Origin of the sequence: Flavobacterium commune, from assembly GCF_001857965.1 — a bacterium.
In the GTDB taxonomy this organism is placed as follows: domain Bacteria; phylum Bacteroidota; class Bacteroidia; order Flavobacteriales; family Flavobacteriaceae; genus Flavobacterium; species Flavobacterium commune.
Genome location: NZ_CP017774.1, coordinates 1991267 through 2007026, shown reverse-complemented (window position 1 = coordinate 2007026; position 15760 = coordinate 1991267). Strand labels below are relative to the sequence as shown.

Sequence of the window (15760 nt, the reverse complement as noted above, 5' to 3'; positions counted from 1 at the left end):
TTTTTCAACCGCAAAGTTCGCAAAGCAAAGCGCCAAGAACGCAAAGCTTAGTGAACTTTGCGTAAATCTTTGCGCCCTTTGCGGTTAAAAACTATGACAACATTTAAATCGGTTTTTGAACAATACAACTGGAACGAAATTCAATCCAAAATTTATACTACTACAGCCAGGCAAGTAGAACAATCATTGTCGAAATCAAAAAGAAATCTTGATGATTTTTTGACTTTAATTTCTCCTGCTGCTCAGCCGTATTTGGAACAAATGGCGCAATTAAGTCATGAATTGACCAAAAAAAGATTTGGTAAAACGATTCAGATGTATGCTCCGTTGTATCTAAGTAATGAATGCCAAAACATTTGCACCTATTGTGGTTTTAGTCTGGATAACAAAATCAAACGAAAAACCCTCACGGATTCGGAAATAAAAATCGAAGCCGAAGCCTTGAAAAAAGCAGGATTTGATCATGTTTTATTGGTTACCGGCGAAGCCAATTACACCGTAAACATCAATTACTTCCTGAATGCAATTGAACAAATAAGAGAACAATTCTCTATTATTTCTGTCGAAGTACAACCACTTTCACAGGAAGAATACGAGCGATTGCATGAAGCAGGAGTCTATTCGGTTTTAGTCTATCAGGAAACCTACCATCAGGAAGTATATAAAAAATACCATACCAAAGGCAAGAAATCAAATTTTGATTTCCGTCTTGACACTCCTGACCGAATTGGGAAAGCGGGTATTCACAAAATTGGATTGGGCGTTTTATTAGGTTTGGAAGATTGGCGCACTGACAGTTTCTTTAATGCCTTGCATTTGGATTATTTGCAAAAGACTTATTGGAGAACCAAATACGCAGTTTCGTTTCCAAGACTGCGTCCTGCCGAAGGAATTATCGAACCTAATTTTATCATGGACGATAAGGATTTAACCCAACTAATTTGTGCTTACCGTTTGTGGAATGAAGATGTGGAAATTTCAATTTCTACCCGCGAGAATGAAAAATTCAGAGATAACATTATTCCGATTGGAACTACCAGTATGAGTGCCGGTTCTAAAACTAATCCAGGAGGTTATGTGGTTGACCCACAATCATTAGAGCAATTTGAAATTAGTGATGAACGTTCTGTTGCAGAAATTGCAAAAATTATTACCGAAAGAGGATACGAATCTGTTTGGAAAGATTGGGATAGAACTTTTGATTTTAAATTTTAGATTAACGATTTTAGATTGCAGATGTGATGAGCTTAATACAAGATTTTTTAAGATACAATCGCCAGGTAATTTTACCTGAAATTGGAGAAGAAGGACAAGAAAAATTAAAAAATGCCAAAGTACTTGTTATTGGTGCCGGCGGTTTAGGCTGTCCTATTTTACAATATCTGGCTCCTGCAGGTGTTGGAACCATTGGCATTGTAGATTTTGACACTATCGAAATTCATAATCTTCACCGTCAAATTTTATATACCGAAGAGCAACTAGGATTAAGCAAAGCCAATACAGCAAAAGCGACTATCGAAAAACTAAATCCGTTAATTACAGTTTTGGCTTTCGAAGAAAAACTAACCGCTGAAAATGCTTCCAGAATTATTGCTGATTTTGATATCGTAGTCGATGGTTCTGATAATTTTAGTACCCGCTATTTAGTGAATGATAATTGCGTAACTTTAGGAAAACCTTTGGTTTATGGCAGTATTTTAGGTTTCGAAGGTCAGTTAGCTGTTTTTAATCATCAGGGAAGCAAAAATCTACGTGATTTATTTCCTGAACCTCCTAACCCTAAAGATGTACCTAATTGTAGTTTTAATGGCGTGCTTGGTACTTTACCGGGGATGATTGGCACCATGATGGCACACGAAACCTTGAAATTAATTATCGGTTTACCGGGTTTAAAAAATGAATTGGTCTTATATAAAACCCTGGATTGGAGTTTTACTAAATTAACTTTTTAAAATTGTCATAAACTCATCGCGTTCAATTTCGCGACAGCCTAAACTTTCAAGATGAGAATTATAAACCTGACAATCGAGGAGTTTGTAATTCTCATTTTTAAGTTTCTCAACTAAGGCTATAAAAGCTACTTTAGAAGCATTGGAAACCGAAGAAAACATACTTTCTCCACAAAAAATGTGTCCCAAATCGACTCCATATAAACCACCAACGAGTTCATCATTCTGCCAAACCTCAACCGATTTGGCTATTCCTAATTCATTGAGTTTACAATAGGCTTCAATCATGTCATTAGTAATCCAGGTTCCGTTTTGACCCTCCCGTTTTATGTTTTGACAATTAGAAATCACATCCCTGAAATTCTGATTGAAAGTCACTTTGAACATTTTCCTGTTCAGGATATTACGCATGCTTTTAGAAACTACCAATTCATCCAGAAACAAAACCATTCTGGGATTTGGCGACCACCAGGTAATAGGTTCCCCATCTTCAAACCAAGGAAAAATTCCGCTATGATAAGCCAATTGCAATCTCTCAGGAGACAAATCGCCACCTAAGCCTATAATTCCAGAGGAATGGGCTAAATGAACAGGCGGAAAAAATAAGTCTTGAGATAAATAATACATGCTTAAATTTCAAAAATCAATGGCAAAACAAAAAAGTCAGAAATTCAAGTAAACTCAAACTTCTGACTTCTCCCGATAGCTATCGGGACTTCTGACTTTTTTAATTCTTAGAACGGCAAATCGTCCGGTTCGTCTTCGTTTAAGTTGGTAGCTGGTGCAAATGCAGGAGCAGCAGGCATTGGCGCAGCAGCAGGAGCTTCTGCAGCCATTTTTTCGATTCTCCAACCTTGGATACTGTTAAAATATCTTGTTTCTCCTTGTGGATTTACCCATTCTCTACCTCTTAAATTGATAGATACTTTTACTGCTTCACCAATATTGTAATTGTTCAACAAATCACATTTATCTTGTGTAAACTCAATCATTATATGTTGAGGATATTGCTCCTCTGTAGTTACAACTACTTCTCTTTTTCTAAATGATGCACTAACTTGTTGCTCTGGATTAACAACTTTAATTTTCCCTGTAACTTCCATCTTCGTTATTTTAACTGTTATATAATATTATTTTTCAAAAGCATTCCTAAACCAGAAAACAAGCTTCCCATTCGAATTTTACAAGCTCAAAATCAATTGAATGCAAAAACACAATAGAAAAACATTTGATATACAAATATAATAACTTCTTCTATCTGACCACAATGTTTGTTTTACAATTTTAATTTTAATTTTTAATTCCTTGTCAAGCAATGAGATTTCGACTTTACTTATAATATTTTCTTAAGAAGAAACCACATAAAAAACTTTAAAGCGAACTAAAACAATAGTACGTATATTTCGTTATATTTATGGTTCAAAATATAGCGCATGCAATTTTCTGACAAAAGAAGTACCGGAAGATGGATACTTATTTTTACTTCATTTCTTATCATTTCCTTGATCCTATGGAATACCTATACTTTTTTTCAGATTTTTAAAAATGAAGAACGTCTCAAGATGAATCTTTTGGCCAAAGCCCAAAAAACACTCATCAACGCCGATGAAAATACCGATGTGGAACTTCCGCTTCAAATTTTTAAAAATAACACTTCTATTCCTGTCATTCTTACCGAAAATGACAGCATTATCAACACCATTAACATTGATGAAGCCATAGTAAAAAATAAATCGAAAGCTATGGATTTTTTATCCCAATTAAAGAAAGAAAATGACCCAATTATCATTGAATATGCGCCTAACAAATACCAGAAATGGTATTATGGAAACTCGGCTTTACTAAACAAACTAAAATATTACCCTATCGCCTTATTGCTGATTATTTTCTTATTCTCAGCTCTGATGTATTATTTTTATCGCAGTACTAAAATTGCCACTCAAAACAAACTTTGGGCGGGAATGGCAAAAGAAACTGCCCATCAAATAGGCACGCCCCTGTCTTCATTAATTGGCTGGGTCGAAATCTTAAAAACAGAGAATATTGACCCCACAACCACAATCGAAATCGAAAAAGATGTTGATCGATTGCAAACCATTACCGATCGTTTTTCAAAAATAGGCTCCGAACCAGTTCTAGAAAAAAGCAACATTATAGAAGAAACTTTAAAAACCTACAACTACCTACAATCCCGATTTTCTAAGCAAATTGAATTTTCTTTTGAAAGTCCGAAATCCGAAATCTACACCATGCTCAATCCTACTTTGCACAGCTGGACTATAGAAAATTTAATAAAAAATGCCATCGATGCGATGAAAGGAAAAGGAAAAATTGCCGTTTCCATAGAAGAAGAACCACTGTATGTAAGAATTAATGTTACTGATAGCGGCAGCGGAATCCCTAAAAATCAATTCAATACCATTTTCGAACCGGGATTTACCACTAAAAAAAGAGGCTGGGGATTAGGACTTTCTTTAACCAAACGAATCGTAAAAGAATACCACAAAGGAAACATCAAAGTTTTACATTCTGAAATTGGTAAAGGAACCACCATGCAGGTCAAATACAACAAAATCTAATTTATAACCCTGGATACAGGTCTCTTAACGACTGTATAAAACATTGTTTTTCTAACTAAGGCAGGCTTAGTAAGATATGAGTTAACAAATTTCAAATGTTCTTCTGAATTCTCCAGTCTTTTGGATATTGCCTGTTTTAAATCATCAATACTGCTTTTATTGAGATTATTTGCATTTTTTTCAAAATCCAAAAGAGTCTCCTGACATTTCATTAAATTATCTCTCGGCTCTTCAATCTTTCTTTTTATTTCTTCATCGGAAACTATCGGCTGAAATTTCTTATTCCTATAATTGATAAAATCGTTTAACTGCTTATTAGCTCTATTAAATTGATTTACAATTTCGGTAAATTTATTTCCTTTTTCACGTTCGCTTTCATTTCGCCAAGCTGTTTTTGCATGGACAAAAGCCTGAGAAATATGCTGATTTCTCATCCCTCCCTTTTCGATTCGGTCAGCAACTCCCTTTAATTGTTCTATCCTGGGCAATTTTTCGAATCTTATTATTTCATTGGCAAAATCAAACTTTTGCTTTGCATTATCTCCGGCATAAACTCCTTCAGTAAATTCCTGATTAGTTATTGGATAATCCCGCAGCTGCCATAAATAGTCAAATGGCATGTACGTATTTATCATCAATTCAGGATCTACCTTAAAGTGTTTGTCATCAAGTCTTCTGGTAAATATTCCATTAATAACATATCCTGAACCCCATGTTGGGTCAAACAAATACCATTTATTATCAATTCGGGAAGCATTCCAGGCATGAGATAAATTATCTACTTTTACTTTATTCCACTTTGTATATCCTGTAATCACCATTGATTTTACTCCAACTGAATTAGCCAATTGATTAAAAATACTGGCATAATCAAAACAAACTCCTTTTTTATCATTAAATGTCCTTTCAATTCGATCTTGTAATTTTTCATCAAATTTTACTTCGAACATATTATCAACATCATAACTAATTGTTTTAGCAACCCAATAATAAACCGCACGAATTTTATCATTTTCTGTTTGAAAATTGCTTTTGATATAAGAACTAATACTATCCATAGACTGATTGAAACCAAGCGGCATTTTATCCATTCTGTCATCAATTAAATCGTAATGTTTCTGGATTTTCTGTTTCTTTTGTGCCAAAACAGAAAAAGAACAAAAACAGGCTAATATCAAAAAAGTGTATCTCATAAAAATTTAAAAAGTACTAAACTACATCAAATATATAAAATAAGATTAATTCTACAAGATACGTCAATCTCATTTTTTTTAAACAAAAAAAATCGTTTAGAAATTACTCTCTAAACGATTTTTATAAATTGTATATTGTAAAAAACTACAAGTTAGCCCTAATTTCCTGAGCCAGTTTTTCAAATTCTTCTTTGCTTAAAGCTACTTTTTTCTGAAAACGTATATCCTCCATTGTATTTAATGGAATCAAATGTACATGAGCATGCGGCACTTCAATACCTATAACCGAAATTGCAATTCGATTACACGGAATAGTTTTTTCTAAGGCAACAGCCACCTTTCTCGAAAACTGCATTAATCCTAAATAAACGTCTTCGTCCAAATCAAAAATCTTATCGACTTCTACTTTTGGAATACACAAGGTGTGTCCTTTAGCATTTGGATTAATATCTAAAAAAGCGAAATAATTATCATCTTCAGCAATTTTATAACATGGAATATCTCCGTTTACTATTTTGGTGAATATAGAGCTCATATTTATACTTTTTAATGGTGAAATTTACTCTCTTGTGATTTCCAGAATTTCAAATTTCAAAACACCGTTAGGGACTTTAATTTCGGCTACTTCACCTATTGATTTTCCTAATAATCCTTTCCCGATTGGGGATGTAACAGATATTTTCCCGGTTTTTAAATCGGCTTCACTTTCAGCAACCAAGGTATATTTCATTTCCATACCATTAGCCTGATTTTTTATTTTCACGCTTGATAAAACCAAAACCTTAGACAAATCAAGATTTGACTCGTCAATTAAACGGGCATTAGCATGAATTTCTTCTAATTTGGCAATTTTCATTTCCAACATTCCTTGTGCTTCTTTAGCAGCATCGTATTCTGCATTTTCAGATAAATCTCCTTTATCTCTTGCATCGGCTATATCTTGAGATGCTTTAGGACGCATCACCGTTTTTAAATAATCTAATTCTTCTCTTAATTTTTTAAGTCCTTCTGCTGTGTAATAAGATACTGTACTCATAACTTCATCATTTTATAAAATAGAAAAAATCCCATCGCAACGGGATTTCTTTCCACAAAGATAATATATTTTTTTTTAGTCTATAATTATATGTTAACCATATGATATTTCAAATGTAAATAAATTAAATTTGTTTCACTAATACTTTTACAAAATTAAAAACATGAAAAAAATCATACCGCTTTTACTGATTAGTCTTTTGTTTTTTTCCTGTTCAGATAATGGCTTTAATAATAACAACCCCTACATACCCAACTATAATTTTTCGGTAGCATTCAACCTGAGTTTACCTCAATATTCGAATCTTAACTATGTAAGTAATGCTATTTATTATGCCGGTCCCGAAGTAGGACCAAGAGGAATTTATGTTTTCAATACTGGAGCCGGCTACAATGCTTTTGATGCCGCCTGCCCAAATCAGGCTCTGAGCAATTGTTCAACCTTAACACGCGATGGCATCAACTTAGTTTGCCCTTGTGATGATGAAGAATACAGCTTATTTACAGGTCAGGGAAAATTAAAATATCCCTTAAAACAATATCGTGCAGAACTAAACGGAAACATCCTTAGAGTATATAATTAAAATCAAAAAGCCTGAAAATTTTAAAATAAATTTTCAGGCTTTTTTAAATAAAAAAACTACAAATTAAAACTTCAATGTTAATCCCGCTAAGAAATTAGCTCCGGCTTGTGGATAATAATAAACATAGCCTCCACCATAATCAGCTCCATCCGAAACATAATGTCTATTAGCAATATTATTTGCCAATACACTTATTGTAATTGACTTAAAAACACTTTTAGGAAAAATAGTGTAAGTAGCATTAAAATCGTTTACAAAATAATCATTTAATTTTCCTTGTCCGTCATTGATATTGTTCAAATATTGACTTCCCACAAATTTAGACAACAGGTTCAGCTGCAAATTTGCTACAGGAGAAAACAAAAGACTGTTAGCCGCAATTAATTTAGGAGAAAAAGCAATATTAGTATTTCCCAAATTAGCTGTACCGCTTCCGCTATCCAGTACAAAATCAATATTTTTATTGTCACTCAAGGTAAAATTAGGTCGGATTGCCCATTTTTTATCTAATTGAAAACTGGCATCAACCTCTATTCCTAAGCGATAACTTTTCCCAACATTAGTTCGAACCGGATTTCCTACATCATCCAATTCACCTGTTAAAACCAACTGGTCTTTGTATTTCATGTAATAACCATTGATATTTATCTGTGTTTTTGGAGCCACAAATCGCCAACCCAATTCAAAATCATCCATTCTTTCCGGTTTCACATTTCCGCCTTCATAATCCGTTCTGTTAGGCTCACGATTAGCTCTGGCATATGAAACGTAAACAGCATTTTTATTACTTAGCGTAAAATTCAAACCCGCTTTAGGATTAAAGAAATTGAAATTATCATTTACCAATCCTGTTTCTGCACTATTAGCTTGATAGTGCACATTTCTCAGCTGTGCATCAACATAAACATTAACAAAAGATCCAATTTGATAATTGATTTTTGCAAAAACATTTCCATCCGTTTTTGAAGCAAAGTCGTCATAATAGCGATCTCCTAATTCACTTTGAGAAGCAAATCGTGCCCAAATTACCTTTCCAAAATGATCGCCTTCATATTTATTCCAGCCTCCGCCTAAAATAACATCAAGCGTTTCATTTTTATAATTTGCCGAAAAAGTAGTCCCGTAAAAATCATTATCCAACCATTTTTGACGCACTAAATCAGTTGTAACCTCTGATCCTACAGGATTTAAACCGTAATCGGAAAAATCAGCATCTTCTTTGTAATTTTCATAATAGCCTTTCCCTTTCGTATAATGAAAAGCCAAATTGGTATTCCAGTTAGAGGACAATTTTTCATTCCAATGCAACTGATAGTGGTCTTGTTGGTAATTATCGGTTTCGTTGTCATAAAAACGGGTATTACCCGATTCGTCTGTATAAATTCCACCAAAATTAAACGTTCTATCTGAGCCCAAAGTAGCAGCATCAATTCCGTTCCAGGCTTGATATGTTTTTTCAGTTCCTCCAAAAACTAAGGCTTTAACCAAAGTAGTTTTGCCCACATAAGTTCCCTGCAAGAAATACGATTTTAAATCCGAACTTCCTCTATCAACATAACCATCAGACTTTAAAGCCGACAAACGTCCTGCTAATTCAAAATGGTCGTTCATTAAACCGGAACTAAATTTTACAGTGTGCTTTCTGGTATTAAAACTTCCAAAAGAATTAGCAATTTCGCCGCTGCTCTTTTTGGAATAAGCATCGGTCAATAAGTTCAAACTTGCCCCAAAAGCACCCGATCCATTTGTTGAAGTTCCTACTCCACGTTGTAATTGCATGCTCTCTACAGAAGATGCAAAATCAGGCATATTTACCCAAAAAGTTCCGTGACTTTCCGAATCATTATAAGGAATTCCATTAACCGTAATATTCACACGGGTAGCATCGCTACCACGCACGCGAATTCCGGCATAACCAATTCCGTTTCCGGCATAAGAAGTACTCACCACCGATGGCATGTAATTCATCAAAGCCGGAATATCCTGGCCTAAATTGCGGGGAGCAATTTCTTTTTTGTTTAAATTAGAAAAACTAACCGGTGTTTTTGTGGTAACCCGAATGGCAGAAACCAATACTTCATCAAGTTGGGTAATTTTTGTAGTGTCTTTAACTTGAGAAAAGGAGAATAAAGAGAATAGAGAAAAGAAAAAAAACATCAAAAATTTTGAGCTTTGTGTCTTTGCGCCTTTACTGCGTCCGTTCGCTGTCGCTCGGTCGTGGCAAGAAAAAATAGTATTCATCCGTAATTGTTTTACGAATAAAAGGGGGAATTATTCTTTTTGTTTAATTAAAAATAGATTTGTTCAACCGAAATAAATCAATAGTTAGACTATTAATCTATCACATTTTCCCTTAGCAACATTACTCGCTCAGGTTCGTTGGGTATGATCTCAGCTCGTTATTTAGAGCACCCCTTTGAGACGGCGCAAAGGTAACACTAAAAAATCAAATCCCAAGGGACAAATTCTAAATTCCAAAAACTAGTCTTTAGACGATTTCTTATTGGAATTTTAATCTAAGTTTGGTTTTCTACGTGATTGCTTAATTTCAGATAAATTCTTTTTATCCTTAATTCGTTTTTTAATCACCGATTTTGGGACTTTTGTAGCCTTTCTGATTTTAGGAACATGGAGCCCTTTTTTAATCAGTTCCAAAAAACGTTTCGTGACAATTTCTTTATTTTTAAGTTGACTTCTGTCTTCATCACAATTCAGAATCAAAACTAAATCAGCAGTCAATCTTGAGGAAAGATTCGTTTCCAACAAGGCTTTTTCTTCCTCAGACAAAGCCTGAGAATTTTTCAAATCAAAAGACAACACCACTTTTGACGAAACCTTATTTACATTTTGTCCTCCGGCTCCACTGCTTCGAACCGCTTTATACTGTAATTCGGCTATGATTTTTTGAATTTCCATTTTTACAACGACTGATGGGCTTCTTTCAACAAATCATTTACGGTTTTCACCGGATTAAAAGTAATCAAAGGCACTTCGACAAAAACAGTCAGCCAATTAGCCATAGCTCCGTTCCACAAACCTGGTAATTCGTAGCCTTTGATATCTTTTCCCTGATAATTTTTCTCCACTATAAAACCGCTATTCTCATCCACAAACTGATGCAAATTAAACTTTTCATTTTTATAATTTTTAGTCGCACAAACTAAATCCACAGGATTAAAATGAGTGGCATTGGCCATAATTTTAACCTGCTTTTTATTGTTCAAATCCACTTGCGAAGATTCTACAATTTGTAACGAAATTTCTTTTTCTGCATTTTTCACCCAAAAAGGACCTCCTCCGGGCTCGCCTTCATTTTTTACCATCCCACAAACTCTGATAGGACGATCTAAGATGTTTTTGAGAAATTTTATTTTATTTTCGAAAGTATATAAATCAAAATCAGCCTTGATATCTACATTCAATTTTACTTTTAGGAAATTTTTAATCTCCTCAATTTGATTGTTCTCTGCCGTATAGCGGTCAATCAAATTCAAACAGGCAAAAATTTGCTGTTGCAATTCTAACAAAACACCGGCCAACGCTTTTTTATAAAGGGCAATTTTTTCATTATTGTGCAAAATAACATTATCAATATTTTTGATAAAAATAATATCGGCATCTAAACGATTCAAATTACCAATCAAAGCACCATGACCTCCTGGTCTGAAAAGTAATTTTCCATCCTCAGTTCTAAATGCTTTATCATTCATATTGACAGCAATGGTATCGGTACTTTTATCCTGATAAGAATAACTTACTTCAATACTCGTATGCGTTTCTTTTTCAACCTTATCCTTAACATTATTAATAATTTGCTCGAACTGTTCCTGATGCGACTCTGAAACCGTAAAATGCAAATAGGATTTATTGTTGGTACTGGAATAATAACCACATTCATACAAATGTTCTTCAATAGGTGTAGCAATTTTGCTAACATATTTATGAAAAGGCAAAATCCCTTTAGGCTTGGATGCAAAATCAAAATACTTCGAATCCAACATGAATTTTATAAAATAATAATTTTTATAATCACGGGACAAAGTGTCAAAATCGGGAAATTCCTCTTTTAATTTTGAGTAAATAACATCAAAAAAAGGCAACTTCTCCATTCCTACGATAAAAACAGGCAGTTTAGTATCTTTTTTTCTGTTGATATAGGCGTTAATAGTTTCTTTTTCGATATCAAACTCATTCAGAAAAGCCGTCAGAAATTTAAACATTCTACTGGCTGCTCCTGATGCCGGTACAAATTTCAACAACTTTAAATTAGATTTGTGTTCATCAAAAAAGTTCGCATTTTCTACAAATTCTTCTTCTGTTAATCTCAATATTCCATTACCAACAGTAGCCGGTTCCAGTAATTCCATCTTAGCAATTCCTTTCTTAAAAATAGCCAATTCTTTTTTGATATTTTCTAATGAAACTCCATGCTCTTTGATTTGTTCAAAATCTTGTTCTGACAATCCCATACTTTTAATTTTATTTAAATCATCAATTGATTTCGATTTTTCTATCACCAAATCTTTTACTTCACTCATGTAATTGCAATAAAATATTCTAAAATTACGACTCTAAAACTACTCTTTCATCGGTTTCCTTACGCTGGTTACTCAAAATTTTCTTCCATTCCAAATAACCATATATGGCAAGAATTGTAAAAATTAAATATTGCAAACTCGTAAAGGTATAACCCTTAAAAAAATACAAAGGTATCGAAATGAAATCTCCTACAATCCAAAAAATCCAGTTTTCAATTTTTCGTTTCGCCATCAACCACATTCCAACAAAAAACAGTGCTGTTAACAAGGTATCTACATAATTATACCAAGAAGTAAATTTATCAAAATACTGATAGACCAAAAACACAAAAACCAAAGTTATAACAAAAATCAATGCCGAAATTTTATGTTCTTTTTTTGTAGCAACAGCAACCGGAAATTCTTCAACTTCTCCTTTTTTTCTGGTCCAATGGTACCAACCGTAAAGACTCATTACAAAATAATATACATTAATCATCGAATCGCCTAACAATTCCCATTTCCAAAGTAAATAAGCATATATAGAAGTATTGACTAATCCTGTTGGAAAAACCCAAATATTATCTTTTTTGGCAAACCAAACACTCGCTAATCCAAAAAACACTCCTATTAATTCCAACACAATTTCCGATGTGGGATAATCAGCATATTGAGCAAAAAAGAAATCTATCATTTACTTTTTTTTTGAGTGTTAAAAAAATTAGCGTCTTTTTCAAAAGCCGTTCCTATCACAACCAAATCAGCTCCCGATTCATACGCTTTTTGAATTCCTTGTCCATCTACAATTCCGCCTCCTACAATTAATGGAATTTCAATATTTTGAGCAACTAACCGAATCATTTCTTGCGGAACTGCCTCTTGAGCACCACTTCCCGCTTCCAAATAAATTAATTTACTGCCTAACATTTCTCCTGCCTGAGCAGTTGCTAAAACCAAATCAAGATTGTCTCTTTCTAAAGGTTTGGTTTTACTCACCCTTTCAACAGCCGTTTCACTCCCACTTTCGATTAAAATATAACCGGTAGATAAAATTTCAAGTTGTGTTTGTTTTAAAATCGGTGCTGCATTCACCTGATGTCCTATTAAATAATCAGGATTTCGTCCGGACAATAAAGATAAAAACAAAATTCCGTCGGCATGATTCGAAATTTGAGAAGGATCGCCCGGAAAAAGAACTATTGGCAAAATACAATTCTGTTTAATTCTGACAATCAAATCGTCTAAAATTGTACTTTCAACAAGGCTTCCGCCAATAAAAACATGAGTTGCGGGAGATTGATTAATCTTGTAAATCAAATTTGCCAATGTATCCCAAACCACTTTATCCGGATCCAGAAGAATGGCCAATAATTTCCGGTTATTTGCCTTAGCAATTTGTATATCGTTGTAAATTGATGCTTTTTCCATGAGAAGGTAAAAGTAAAAAGTTTTTAGAGTACAGAAAACCATTTCGAAAGAATTATATTTGTTAACCCTTTAAAAATCCAAAATTCATTTCATCATGATTGCAATTGAATTGCTCGAAAAATACAACGGCATTATAAAAAACTACAAAAGCGGCTATACTATTTTTGAAGAAGGCAAACAGCCAACGCATTATTACCAAATCATTTCGGGCGAAGTAAAGATGAACAATTACAATGATGAGGGCAAAGAATTCATTCAGGGAATTTTCTATAAAAACCAGTGTTTTGGTGAACCACCTTTATTTATCGATCAGGTTTATCCGGCGAATGCTGTTGCTGTAACAGACTCCGAATTGATTATAATTACAAAAGATAAATTCTTTGAATTACTAAAAAACAATTCCGAAATCAGCTTGAACATCATCAAAAATCTTTCGCAACGGCTATATTACAAATCGGTTATGGCTGCCGAAATTTCCTCTCAGGATCCGGAGCACCGCGTACTGCGACTAATAGATTATTCAATCGAACAATTGAATTTTAAAAAAGAAGAAGCCGGTTTTCTAATCAATTTCACCCGACAACAAATAGGAGATTTAACTGGTTTAAGAGTCGAAACCGTTATACGGGCTATAAAATCTCTGGAAAAAAAAGGCGATTTAAAAATAATTAACCGAAAAGTATATCGCTAAAAAATAGTATTTCATATGATTTAAGTCATAAAATGCTGCTGTAGTGTCGTTGTAAATTTGTGGTATTAAAACAAATTATTATGACACTTTACAACACTACCTTCGAAAGATTCCATCAAAACTTTATCGGATCGGCCACTTTGAGCATTCTGGTACAAAGCTGTTTAGGCGGTGCAGCTGCCATGAGTATTTTAGCTAATGGCACCTCATTAATCCAAATGATACAACTGGCCATTATTGTATTTATCAGTATTATTGCAAACACCTCTATTCTGGCACAAATGACACACAAATTTATTTTTAACTGTGTGCTTTTAAGTACTGTTTCAAGCATCTTTTTTATTGTTATAAATCTTTTATAAAATGAAAAAAGACATCGAGAACAGAACCGATGTTAGTCTTTTGGTTCACACCTTTTATAATAAAATAAGGGCTGATAAAGAAATTAGCCCTTATTTTAATGAACTCATTCAGGACTGGGATTCGCATTTAGAAAAACTGACTGATTTTTGGGAAACCAATTTATTTGGTATTCGAAAATTCAAAGGCAATCCAATTGAAGTTCACAATAAAATGGACGAACATTTTAATGGTCAAATCAGCGCAAATGAATTTGGGATTTGGCTTAACTATTGGTTTCAAACCTTAGACTCACTTTTTGAGGGAGAAAATGTGGAAATCCTAAAACGCAGAGCCCGAAAAATGGGTAGTTTTCTCTATTTGAATATGTTCAAAAACAGAACGAAAAATACAGAAACACAGACCTGTCTGCCGACAGGCAGGCTAAAGAAATTATGTAAATCTTAAAAAATTTCTCTTCGTGTGACTTTGCGGTTCTCTTTGTAAATCTTTGCGAAAAAACTATGCTCTCCCTGCCTGTCGACAGACAGGTTTGCGGTTAAATGGAACACGGATAATACTGATTTAAACAGATTAACACCGTTTTTTTTTTTAGAAGAGAGATTAAAGAAATTCTATAAATCTTAAAAAATCTCTTAGTGTAACTTTTTATTCTCTTTGTGAATCTTTGCGAAAAAACTTTGCACTCCCTGCCTGTCGCCTGCCTGTCGGCAGACAGGTTTGCGGTTAAAACAAAACTATTTTTCCAAAACATACACTAAAGTAAAATGTTCTATTTCTTCAAAATAGACATTGAATTCTTTATGAACTCCATTAAAATGTAAGCTTGCTGTGGTTTCGGTTTGATTCAAATCAAATTCACTAACTGCAATATGGTCCTTAAAACTGATTCCTTTTTCGTTTCGGATTTTGAAAATCGCTTCTTTGGCTCCCCAAATTACCGTTAGTTTTTTAACATATTCCTCAGTTTTTTCACGATTCAGATATTGAAATTCGGCATCGCAAAATTTATCGGCAATACGTATAATTTTCTCTCTTTGCAATTCAATATCAATCCCTACCGTTTCATCACTAATAATTATTGACGAAAATTCATAAGAATGGGTTATTGAAATATGCCTTCCATCATGAAGATGTGGTTTTCCAAATTCGTCGTAATACAAGTCAAAATCAGTGTAACCCGCTTCATTCAAAAGTTTGCGTACACTTAGAAAACCACGTTGATGCAATTCAGATTTCATTCCTTCAATTCGAGATTGACATTTAGGATTGAGACTTACTTCTTCAAATAATTGTTCTAAGGGTTCGGCAATCTTCCAAACGTAGATAGCGGTTACGGAATTAAATTGTATTTTTTTAAATAAAGGCATAAAGATTCTGGATTTCAGATTTCAGACTTCAGATTTCAAATTTGGGTCACAACT

At 33.8% G+C, this 15760-nt stretch carries 18 protein-coding genes; 7 read left to right on the top strand and 11 right to left on the bottom strand.

Going from position 1 to position 15760, the window contains the following annotated elements; all coding sequences use genetic code 11:
• Positions 1-93: 93 nt before the first annotated feature.
• Positions 94-1215: a 2-iminoacetate synthase ThiH gene (gene thiH, locus BIW12_RS08335; RefSeq protein ID WP_071184700.1), complete on the top strand. Its 1122-nt coding sequence runs from the start codon at positions 94-96 to the stop codon at positions 1213-1215.
• A gap of 26 nt (positions 1216-1241) precedes the next feature.
• Positions 1242-1952 (top strand): HesA/MoeB/ThiF family protein, encoded by a 711-nt coding sequence (locus BIW12_RS08330; protein ID WP_071184699.1) that lies wholly within the window; start codon positions 1242-1244, stop codon positions 1950-1952.
• On the opposite strand, the gene aat is transcribed toward BIW12_RS08330, so the two are convergent.
• Positions 1941-2576 (bottom strand): leucyl/phenylalanyl-tRNA--protein transferase, encoded by a 636-nt coding sequence (aat, locus tag BIW12_RS08325; protein WP_071184698.1) that lies wholly within the window; start codon positions 2574-2576, stop codon positions 1941-1943. The two genes, BIW12_RS08330 and aat, sit on opposite strands and share 12 nt — an antisense overlap.
• Before the next feature lie 107 nt (positions 2577-2683).
• Complete coding sequence (locus tag BIW12_RS08320; RefSeq protein WP_071184697.1) at positions 2684-3052, bottom strand: DUF3127 domain-containing protein; 369 nt, start codon at positions 3050-3052, stop codon at positions 2684-2686.
• A gap of 330 nt (positions 3053-3382) precedes the next feature.
• Here BIW12_RS08320 and BIW12_RS08315 point away from each other — a divergent pair, with 330 nt between their 5' ends.
• Entirely contained in the window at positions 3383-4528 is a 1146-nt protein-coding gene (locus BIW12_RS08315) for a sensor histidine kinase (protein ID WP_071184696.1), read from the top strand.
• Here the strand turns inward: BIW12_RS08315 and BIW12_RS08310 are convergent.
• The 3 genes from BIW12_RS08310 to greA all read right to left on the bottom strand — a co-directional run bounded on the left by BIW12_RS08310 (position 4525) and on the right by greA (position 6757).
• Positions 4525-5721, bottom strand: coding sequence for a transglutaminase domain-containing protein (locus BIW12_RS08310; RefSeq protein WP_071184695.1), 1197 nt, complete (start codon positions 5719-5721; stop codon positions 4525-4527). The two genes, BIW12_RS08315 and BIW12_RS08310, sit on opposite strands and share 4 nt — an antisense overlap.
• Before the next feature lie 145 nt (positions 5722-5866).
• Positions 5867-6256, bottom strand: coding sequence for an HIT family protein (locus tag BIW12_RS08305; protein ID WP_071184694.1), 390 nt, complete (start codon positions 6254-6256; stop codon positions 5867-5869).
• Positions 6257-6280: 24 nt separating this feature from the next.
• Positions 6281-6757: a transcription elongation factor GreA gene (gene greA, locus BIW12_RS08300; protein ID WP_035656904.1), complete on the bottom strand. Its 477-nt coding sequence runs from the start codon at positions 6755-6757 to the stop codon at positions 6281-6283.
• Positions 6758-6920: 163 nt separating this feature from the next.
• Here greA and BIW12_RS08295 point away from each other — a divergent pair, with 163 nt between their 5' ends.
• A complete protein-coding gene (locus tag BIW12_RS08295) occupies positions 6921-7340 on the top strand; it encodes a Rieske (2Fe-2S) protein (RefSeq protein WP_071184693.1) in 420 nt (139 codons plus the stop codon).
• 63 nt (positions 7341-7403) lie between these two features.
• Here BIW12_RS08295 and BIW12_RS08290 read toward each other — a convergent pair whose 3' ends face one another.
• The 5 genes from BIW12_RS08290 to BIW12_RS08270 form a co-directional block, all read right to left on the bottom strand.
• Positions 7404-9581 (bottom strand): TonB-dependent receptor, encoded by a 2178-nt coding sequence (locus tag BIW12_RS08290; protein ID WP_071184692.1) that lies wholly within the window; start codon positions 9579-9581, stop codon positions 7404-7406.
• 270 nt (positions 9582-9851) lie between these two features.
• The gene (arfB, locus tag BIW12_RS08285) at positions 9852-10256 is read right to left on the bottom strand and encodes an alternative ribosome rescue aminoacyl-tRNA hydrolase ArfB (protein ID WP_071184691.1); all 405 of its coding nucleotides are present in this window, start codon (positions 10254-10256) and stop codon (positions 9852-9854) included.
• 2 nt (positions 10257-10258) lie between these two features.
• Positions 10259-11878: a DUF4301 family protein gene (locus BIW12_RS08280; RefSeq protein WP_083382078.1), complete on the bottom strand. Its 1620-nt coding sequence runs from the start codon at positions 11876-11878 to the stop codon at positions 10259-10261.
• A gap of 25 nt (positions 11879-11903) precedes the next feature.
• Complete coding sequence (pnuC, locus tag BIW12_RS08275; RefSeq protein WP_071184690.1) at positions 11904-12551, bottom strand: nicotinamide riboside transporter PnuC; 648 nt, start codon at positions 12549-12551, stop codon at positions 11904-11906.
• On the bottom strand, positions 12548-13285 hold the full coding sequence (locus BIW12_RS08270; protein ID WP_071184689.1) for a geranylgeranylglyceryl/heptaprenylglyceryl phosphate synthase: 738 nt from the start codon (positions 13283-13285) through the stop codon (positions 12548-12550). The genes pnuC and BIW12_RS08270 overlap by 4 nt, the downstream gene beginning before the upstream one ends.
• A gap of 94 nt (positions 13286-13379) precedes the next feature.
• Here BIW12_RS08270 and BIW12_RS08265 point away from each other — a divergent pair, with 94 nt between their 5' ends.
• The 3 genes from BIW12_RS08265 to BIW12_RS08255 all read left to right on the top strand — a co-directional run bounded on the left by BIW12_RS08265 (position 13380) and on the right by BIW12_RS08255 (position 14783).
• On the top strand, positions 13380-13976 hold the full coding sequence (locus BIW12_RS08265) for a Crp/Fnr family transcriptional regulator (protein ID WP_071184688.1): 597 nt from the start codon (positions 13380-13382) through the stop codon (positions 13974-13976).
• Between the two features lie 80 nt (positions 13977-14056).
• Positions 14057-14338, top strand: coding sequence for a hypothetical protein (locus BIW12_RS08260; protein WP_071184687.1), 282 nt, complete (start codon positions 14057-14059; stop codon positions 14336-14338).
• Position 14339: 1 nt separating this feature from the next.
• Positions 14340-14783 carry a group III truncated hemoglobin gene (locus tag BIW12_RS08255; RefSeq protein WP_071184686.1) on the top strand — a complete coding sequence of 148 codons (444 nt, stop codon included), beginning with the start codon at positions 14340-14342 and terminating at the stop codon, positions 14781-14783.
• A 290-nt stretch (positions 14784-15073) separates the two neighbouring features.
• Here the strand turns inward: BIW12_RS08255 and BIW12_RS08250 are convergent, their stop codons facing one another.
• A complete protein-coding gene (locus BIW12_RS08250) occupies positions 15074-15706 on the bottom strand; it encodes a 4'-phosphopantetheinyl transferase family protein (RefSeq protein ID WP_071184685.1) in 633 nt (210 codons plus the stop codon).
• Positions 15707-15760: the final 54 nt, after the last annotated feature.

What these genes read in the sequence shown, in the direction of transcription:
- BIW12_RS08315 (WP_071184696.1), top strand. Translation starts at nt 3,383, where the DNA reads ATGCAATTTTCTGACAAAAGAAGTACCGGAAGATGGATACTTATTTTT.
- BIW12_RS08280 (WP_083382078.1), bottom strand. Translation starts at nt 11,878, where the DNA reads ATGAGTGAAGTAAAAGATTTGGTGATAGAAAAATCGAAATCAATTGAT.
- BIW12_RS08260 (WP_071184687.1), top strand. Translation starts at nt 14,057, where the DNA reads ATGACACTTTACAACACTACCTTCGAAAGATTCCATCAAAACTTTATC.
- pnuC (WP_071184690.1), bottom strand. Translation starts at nt 12,551, where the DNA reads ATGATAGATTTCTTTTTTGCTCAATATGCTGATTATCCCACATCGGAA.
- arfB (WP_071184691.1), bottom strand. Translation starts at nt 10,256, where the DNA reads ATGGAAATTCAAAAAATCATAGCCGAATTACAGTATAAAGCGGTTCGA.
- BIW12_RS08320 (WP_071184697.1), bottom strand. Translation starts at nt 3,052, where the DNA reads ATGGAAGTTACAGGGAAAATTAAAGTTGTTAATCCAGAGCAACAAGTT.
- BIW12_RS08305 (WP_071184694.1), bottom strand. Translation starts at nt 6,256, where the DNA reads ATGAGCTCTATATTCACCAAAATAGTAAACGGAGATATTCCATGTTAT.
- aat (WP_071184698.1), bottom strand. Translation starts at nt 2,576, where the DNA reads ATGTATTATTTATCTCAAGACTTATTTTTTCCGCCTGTTCATTTAGCC.
- BIW12_RS08310 (WP_071184695.1), bottom strand. Translation starts at nt 5,721, where the DNA reads ATGAGATACACTTTTTTGATATTAGCCTGTTTTTGTTCTTTTTCTGTT.
- greA (WP_035656904.1), bottom strand. Translation starts at nt 6,757, where the DNA reads ATGAGTACAGTATCTTATTACACAGCAGAAGGACTTAAAAAATTAAGA.
- BIW12_RS08295 (WP_071184693.1), top strand. Translation starts at nt 6,921, where the DNA reads ATGAAAAAAATCATACCGCTTTTACTGATTAGTCTTTTGTTTTTTTCC.
- BIW12_RS08265 (WP_071184688.1), top strand. Translation starts at nt 13,380, where the DNA reads ATGATTGCAATTGAATTGCTCGAAAAATACAACGGCATTATAAAAAAC.
- BIW12_RS08290 (WP_071184692.1), bottom strand. Translation starts at nt 9,581, where the DNA reads ATGAATACTATTTTTTCTTGCCACGACCGAGCGACAGCGAACGGACGC.
- BIW12_RS08270 (WP_071184689.1), bottom strand. Translation starts at nt 13,285, where the DNA reads ATGGAAAAAGCATCAATTTACAACGATATACAAATTGCTAAGGCAAAT.
- BIW12_RS08250 (WP_071184685.1), bottom strand. Translation starts at nt 15,706, where the DNA reads ATGCCTTTATTTAAAAAAATACAATTTAATTCCGTAACCGCTATCTAC.
- thiH (WP_071184700.1), top strand. Translation starts at nt 94, where the DNA reads ATGACAACATTTAAATCGGTTTTTGAACAATACAACTGGAACGAAATT.
- BIW12_RS08255 (WP_071184686.1), top strand. Translation starts at nt 14,340, where the DNA reads ATGAAAAAAGACATCGAGAACAGAACCGATGTTAGTCTTTTGGTTCAC.
- BIW12_RS08330 (WP_071184699.1), top strand. Translation starts at nt 1,242, where the DNA reads ATGAGCTTAATACAAGATTTTTTAAGATACAATCGCCAGGTAATTTTA.